A 6,783-nucleotide genomic window follows, 5' to 3' on the forward strand; every position below is an offset into this window, starting at 1 on the left:
ACGAACAACGCCTCGATCTTCCGAAGCTTCTCGCGCAGCTGCGACTCGCTGTTCATTCTGATCCCGTTGCCCGCTCCAACCGGGATCACCCCATCACCGCGCCCCGGCGGCGTCAATCATCCCGACCGCGCTATCCAGAGCATTCCGCGCAAGTCAAGCCCGGGCACCGGTGATCCTATCGTGACGCTCACGATACAGCGGCAGATGGTCCGCATATTGGGCGACGACTACCTGCGCCACGGCGGCTTCGGTCGGTAGCCCGCCCTGGCCGGCACGATATCCAATCGTTCGCTCACATCCTCGCCGATTCGGTGCAGCGCCTGCTGACAGCACGGGCAGGCGTCATCGTCGAGGTCAATCAGCATCTCGACCCGCGGCAGATGCCCCGGCAGGGCTCCTCTGTTCCTGCGGCGCCGTCCTCGATCGCTCGGCAGCATTGGCTGCATCGGTCGTGGCATCACTGCTCGCCTCGACCTGCTCGACCTCTTCCAGGCCGAGCAGCAACTGGTCCTCCGGCAGCGTCTCGGCCCGGCGGCCGAAGCGATGACGCTGCAACTCCTTGATGATCTGCTCGAGCCGCGCGGCACGCGCCCGTTGCCTCGTTCGTTGGTCTCGCGGAGCGAGAAACCCCTTCGTGCGCCTACTGCTCAGCGGAAGTGTCGCTAGGAGCGAAACGTTGCTTAACATTGCGGCCGACACGATTCGGGCGCGGGCGAATAAATTGTCGATGTTCGTCGTAGATTGCGCCAAAATGCTCCGCCTCCGATCAACACGACAACTATTGCTTGGCGTGCGCACTATGATGTAGGAGCGCCCGCGTGCAACGAGTCTCGCGCCGCGTGGCTCGCTCACCCGCATAGGAGGTAAGACCAAACGATCTGTAAGAGTGGCGGACAGCGTATTGTCGATCGTCGGGCGGCGCCACGGAGTGGAAAGCGAGTTCGCGCGCCTCCCAATCCTGATAGGGGAGCTTCGCTCGTGTTTTCGTTATTCTAACGGAGGTGCCATCGCCCCTTGCTTCACACGAAAGCTAGAGGAGTTTAACAAAATGCGCGCGCCGACCTATTCCGAAGCCTTGGAATTCGCGATCGACCGATCGTACGACATTAACCTCGACATGTTGAGGTCACGGAATTTGCACCTTGACACGTACAACGATTATCTCGTCGGCACATATCCGCCTCTCAAGGCAATGGGCGATCTGAATGCCGAAAACTTGTTGCTTCAGGTTACGCCGTCAATTGATCTCTACTTTCACGTCCCCTTCTGTGATCAGCATTGCACATTTTGCCACTTCGCCAAAGAAATCCATCCATCTTCCGAGCGAGTGGAGCGCTATCTGGCGGCCTTGGATAAAGAGATGAGTTGGTCGGACGCGGCACTGGCTGACAGAGCTGTTGAGACTGCTTTCTTTGGAGGCGGTACCCCCTCGTTCCTGACCAACAGTCAACTCAAAACGCTATTTGGTATGATCGGCCGGCGCTTTGATCTGTCTAAGTCGGAGGTGAGTTTCGAATTACATCCCTCTCTTGCAAAGCAAGTGGATGCTGCAGATCGCATATCGACACTGCTCAGATCCGGCGTAAACCGCTTTGTATTGGGCGTTCAGAGTCTAGATCCGAGCATTTTACGTATACTAAACCGCGGGCACCGCGTGGACGAGGTAGTACAACTCGTAAAATTGCTGAATGAGATGGGCGTCGAAAATCTCTCGCTCGACCTCATGTATGGATTGCCGCAGCAAACGCTCCGTAGCTGGTACGACTCACTCATCGGCTTAATAGATTTGGGGATAGAGAAGTTCAATGTATTCCCCCTGATGTTCAAATCTACAGACCCCGTGGCCCGCCATTTGGCTCAGGGACGATATCAATTCGCCGGGGCTAAGGAGCGCATTATCATGCATTTTATGGCCGAGCACATCCTCACGACACTCGGCTATCGTCATGGGCCGATTTTCTACTGGAGTAAGCAGTCGCAGCCACACTCGGTTCAACAGCGCCGCAAATACGATTCCTGGAACGACAATAATCTGGTTCCGTTTGGGGTTGCCGGATTTGGCTACATGAGCCAGTGCCAGTTCTATAACGAGGCAGATTTAGATCGTTACCTATATAGGGTCGAGGCTGGCGAGAAGCCAGTGTGGAAGGGTGTTGTCCTGTCGCAAGATGATCTCATGCGCAGAACAGTAATGTTTGCCCTGCGAAGCAGTGGAGTGTCGCTCTCCCGCTTCGAGCGGGAGTTTGGGGTGTCGATTGAGAAATGCTTTGGCCGCGAGCTGGAAAAGTTGAATGAGGCAGGCCTCATCTGCATTTCAAATGACGGCCTGCTTTCGTTAACTGCCGCCGGCACCATCAATTCGGGCGCGGTATCGCTGCTATTCTTCTCGAACAATATACTTGAGCAGGTCGCGTATAACGACAGTAGGATAGCAGACAAACGAGCTGATCTGCTCGAAAAGCATGATTACTCACCGGCCGCTCGATACGGATCAAGTACCGAAATGCAAGTTGCATTTCGATGAAGCCGCGGGCGGGCTCGTTTATGGTCACTCCTTTTCCCGTTTCCACTCCGCAAAGCGCGCCTTGCGAAGGGCACGACATATTTTTGCATCTGGCCGATAGTATTGATCGGCGGCAGCGAGAACGCCCGCTTGGGCTGGTCAGCAATTTTGTCACCGATGAACTGCCACACTGCATTGCGGAAATCAAATGCAGTGAACGACCAGATGAAGCGGTCAAGTCGCTTGGACGCAGCGTCAACGCGATGATCGCCGCGAGTGACTATGATGCGTTGCTGCTAAGTCTACCGCAGTCCGACTTCGAGATCGCTAAGACAGATATCCACTATCTCGTAAATTGTGCTTATCAAATGTCTGCGTTTGCCGGCCTTCACCCCCTGGACGCCGAGCTGACGGTGGGAGAGGCACTGAGCCGCCTTGCGCGGTCAAGCTGTGACCGGCAACCCGGCATTGAGGTCCTCTCCTATGAAGATATGATCCTTACGAATCCGTTGCAGAGCGATCCACGCGTATACTGCCTCGGCGCGGCCGGGGTCGAGGAACGAGATTTTTGCTTGGGGCATCAGATCATCGAGAGCGAATTGCAGTCAGCAATGGACGCTCTCCTTGAGTTGCGTGATGCGGCCGAGGTGGATGCGGGGCAATGTCTTGCGCTATGCTTGGCGCGCCTTGAGTCAGCAAACTATATTCTGACGCGCTTTTATGAACATATGTCACCAGACCTATTTGGCCAATTTCGTGCGTTGTACGGAAAGAATCGTTACAAGAATACGCTTGGTCCAAGCGGCCGCTTCTCGGCCCGTATCGTGGCAGTGTCGGTGCTACTAGTCGGTGAAGAACTCTTCCACCAGAAACCGCAATTCTATAGGGATCTATATCGGCTTTCCGAATATTATCCGCAGAGGTGCATTCACGAGGTATTCCGCTGGCTCTCGTCAGACAACGGGAGTGCACCGATCAAGCCGGGTTGGCTAGAAGGGAAAGCGGAGTTTCCCAGGCTTGCGACGATTTCGTCCGTCGTGGAGCATCAAGGTGGCGAAATCGGAACGCTGCGCGCGTCCTGTGTTTGTGCACTGAATCGATTTACCCGGATGCACCGTAGCACGGCCTTAAAATATACCCTTGAGCCGGGTCGCCCACTTGTCGGAGTTGATGTATCGGAAAGTGTTGAGGCTGTCCTTTCTCAGCGGCTGTTGACAGAGGCGTCGATAAGCTGACGGTGGTCTCTGGCTGGCTAAAAACAAACAAGGGTGCCAGAGGCGCAGGACGTCCGGCATCGGTCGAGAGGTGATAGTAGGTGTCTCAAGACGAACTGATCCTTCGTCGGTTCGAGCCCGAGGATAGCGATGGTGTATGGCATCTCCACAGAAGCGCATCTCAGGACGTTGGTGTGTGTGGCCCGGAAGGGGCCTGGGAGGATGATTTACGGAATATCGGGGAAGTATACATCGGGTCGGGCGGAGACTTCGTAGTTGCGCATGTTGGTCCCCGACTCGCCGCCATGGGTGGGCTGAAACCTGTTGATGATGATGTCGCAGAACTCAAACGTATGCGGGTCGATCCCGTCTTTCAGCGACGAGGGATTGGAGGCAGGGTTCTTCGTGAATTGGAGTCGCGAGCTGTTGTTCTCGGTTTCAAGTGGATAGTGCTCGACACAACAACGATCCAAGTGGGAGCTCAAAGGCTTTATGAGACCGCTGGCTATGTTCGCCGCAGGGAAGGGATGTTGCACGGATATGCAGTGATCTTTTACGAAAAGCGGCTCACTGGCGAGGACGACCTACATGAGGGTTGTGAGCCCGGCATAATCCAGTGAAGTTCTATGGGCGCGCAAAGAGGGAGTTCGGGAAGAAACAGGATTCGATCGTGCAGCGCCTGCTGAGCGCGCTTAGACGGAAGACGGCCGAGCAATTGTGGCGGAGGAGCCGCTTGCGGAGGCCACGACCGCTGCCCCACTGCCCGGGTTGTGGACGGCTCCGGCATGTAGGGCCCGACCCGCCGCCAGCCCCTCTCGTCGAGCAGCCGGGAAAGCCAACTGGCGCAGCCGATCAGTGGAGGTCGCATCGACCTGTGCAATGGCGCCGTCAGGGCAACATTCGCTCATGCGGCAATACGAAGAATCAAATTTGCAAACAATGACGTAATTGCGGTCGGCGCTCGTGGCAGACAACCTCCGTTATCGTTGAGCCCTCGCAATCAAATGATTCGAAGGAGCTCCCATGAAGCAGTACGTCGGGCTGGACGTCTCACAGAGAGAAACCGCTGTGTGCGTTGTCAACGAGACTGGTCAAGTAATCTTCGAAGGGAAAGCCAAGTCTAATCCTGGTGCCTTGACTGACCTGCTTAACAAACATGCGCCTCATGCCGAGCGTATCGGCTTCGAGACCGGTGCGATGGCGAGTTGGCTATGGCATGAATGTCAATCGGCTTGCAAATTTGGCTCTGACGCATATTCGATGATCGTGATTGTTTTTATGGCGCGCCAATCAGCCTAGCCTGAAGGAGATCGAGCTTAGCGCGCCCGTACATCTGCCGTTTGACCAGCTTGAGCTTGGTGATCTGAGCTTCCACTTGGCCATTGGACCATGGTTGCGTAATAGCGGCGTGCACCGCGCCCTTATCGTTGGCGATTCCATTCGCGAACGAGGCAATGAGGCTCCGCTTGGATTCATCAATCCAAGGTTCGAGCTCCATCTCGGCCTTCTTTCGGATCATCGCGTGGAAGCGGCCAACGAGAGCTTGGGCATCGGCCAGCATAGGAACGTTTTGTTCGATGACCGCAAGCGTGACGGTCTCGGCTTTGGTTAGGTGGTCGCGTTTCGTCGTCATCAGCTGCGCTATCGTCCTGGCGGCGGGGACCTTCTGGCAATTGTTGATGGCTGATAGTCTCGGCACGTCGCCGTCGCGTCGCCCATTCCGCCACGGCGCAGCGATCCCTTGAAGCCTTGTCCCTTCAAGCGGCGCCAGAGCTCGGCACCGTTGCGACAGCCGACTGACCACTGCGCGTCCAGGAACGGCAGATGCCCGTCCAGGGTGCTTTGACGGGTGCGGAACGTATCCGTACCGCCGCCGCGGCTAATTTGGCGAACCAGATTGCGACTATGTCCTGTGCGGCGGACGATCTCCTTGAGCGACACACCGTCGCTGACGAGAGCCGTAATCACGGCATGGCTGTCCTGCCGCCGCAAATAGCCCTGATAGCGCAGTTTTTCCGCACAGGTCAGCAATTCCGGGTTGATCGTCGTCGCTCCAATTGCGGTTCGGATTCTGTTCATGGAGCGGCGCACCGCATCAAGGAAGGCCGCGCTCGCATTTTCCATCAGATGCCAGCGGTCGGCGACTTGGATGGCGTTCGGCAGCGCCTTGGCTGCTGCCTCGCCGTATCCACCACCGCGATCTCGCGACACAATTTTGATCGCTGGGTGCTTCGATAGCCACGCCCGAACGGTCGCAGTTTCCCTGTCGGGCAGCAGGGTAACGATCCGCCGACGCTCCAAATCGCACACGATGGTCCCGTACCGATGGTTTCTCCGGAACGCCCAGTCATCGATGCCCACAACAAGCAACGGATCTGTCGGCATCGCCGTCCGCCGGCGGACCACCCGTAGCAAGGTATCGTTGCTGACAGGCAGCATGAGCCGCTTGGCGAAGCTTGCCGCCGGCCGGCCGCCGAGCGCCAACCCCAAGTGATGGACGATGTATTCCAACCGTGCCGTCCGGCGCCGTCGAAGCGGGACGATGTCTTCTCCGAACCGCTCCGCGAAGATCCGCCGGCGGCAATGCGGCACCTCACATGTGAAGCGCCGCGTGAGCAATCGGAGGCGCACCCTTCTGCCCGCTGACGGCAAATCAGCCACGTGCCGGATGTATCGGCTATGGATTCGGCGCGACGCTGTCGCGAACAAAGGGCATTGGGCCTCCGCAGCCTCTGACCGAACAGCCAGAATAACCGAATCCATTGAGTCACTTACACCATCAAACACCAAACCACTCGGTACTAGCGATGAGATTTGAAAGCCCGTCCGCATGGCGCTGATTCTCCGTTTGAGAACCACAGTCGCCCGGCAAACTTCATCGGAAATGATGGTGTGGAACGGCCCTTCGAACCGGCATCAAAAGTGCCTAACGTGGTCGCGTAGAGAGGCGCCACAAAGGAAGGACCGTTCCATGGAGAAGATTATCACGGTGGGTTTGGATTTGGCCAAGTCGATCTTTCAAGTTCACGGCATCGCCGAAAACGGGAAAGTCTTGGTTCGTCGCAC

The 6,783-nt window shown here is 56.8% G+C and carries 6 protein-coding genes and 2 pseudogenes; 5 read left to right on the top strand and 3 right to left on the bottom strand.

What is annotated here, in order from left to right:
- A partial coding sequence (locus AC0L3A_RS39550) for a hypothetical protein (protein WP_473256445.1) occupies window positions 1-258 on the top strand: 258 nt, incomplete at its 5' end.
- On the opposite strand, the gene AC0L3A_RS39555 is transcribed toward AC0L3A_RS39550, so the two are convergent.
- Window positions 228-458, bottom strand: coding sequence for an IS66 family transposase zinc-finger binding domain-containing protein (locus AC0L3A_RS39555; RefSeq protein WP_473256446.1), 231 nt, complete (start codon window positions 456-458; stop codon window positions 228-230). The genes AC0L3A_RS39550 and AC0L3A_RS39555 overlap by 31 nt on opposite strands.
- Window positions 355-750 carry a transposase domain-containing protein gene (locus AC0L3A_RS39560; protein WP_473256447.1) on the bottom strand — a complete coding sequence of 132 codons (396 nt, stop codon included), beginning with the start codon at window positions 748-750 and terminating at the stop codon, window positions 355-357. The genes AC0L3A_RS39555 and AC0L3A_RS39560 overlap by 104 nt, the downstream gene beginning before the upstream one ends.
- Window positions 751-1,048: 298 nt before the next feature.
- Between AC0L3A_RS39560 and AC0L3A_RS39565 the strand changes: the two genes are divergently transcribed.
- The 4 genes and pseudogenes from AC0L3A_RS39565 to AC0L3A_RS39580 form a co-directional block, all read left to right on the top strand.
- On the top strand, window positions 1,049-2,524 hold the full coding sequence (locus AC0L3A_RS39565; protein ID WP_473256448.1) for a coproporphyrinogen-III oxidase family protein: 1,476 nt from the start codon (window positions 1,049-1,051) through the stop codon (window positions 2,522-2,524).
- 20 nt (window positions 2,525-2,544) lie between these two features.
- Entirely contained in the window at window positions 2,545-3,738 is a 1,194-nt protein-coding gene (locus AC0L3A_RS39570) for a hypothetical protein (RefSeq protein ID WP_473256449.1), read from the top strand.
- An 80-nt stretch (window positions 3,739-3,818) separates the two neighbouring features.
- Window positions 3,819-4,337 (top strand): GNAT family N-acetyltransferase, encoded by a 519-nt coding sequence (locus AC0L3A_RS39575; RefSeq protein WP_473256450.1) that lies wholly within the window; start codon window positions 3,819-3,821, stop codon window positions 4,335-4,337.
- Between the two features lie 403 nt (window positions 4,338-4,740).
- Window positions 4,741-4,938 (top strand): annotated as a pseudogene (locus tag AC0L3A_RS39580) (IS110 family RNA-guided transposase); the annotation flags it as partial.
- A 55-nt stretch (window positions 4,939-4,993) separates the two neighbouring features.
- Here AC0L3A_RS39580 and AC0L3A_RS39585 read toward each other — a convergent pair.
- Window positions 4,994-6,549, bottom strand: a pseudogene (locus AC0L3A_RS39585) (ISL3 family transposase).
- Window positions 6,550-6,783 lie beyond the last annotated feature (234 nt).

The organism is Bradyrhizobium sp. MI1.3 (assembly GCF_055811695.1).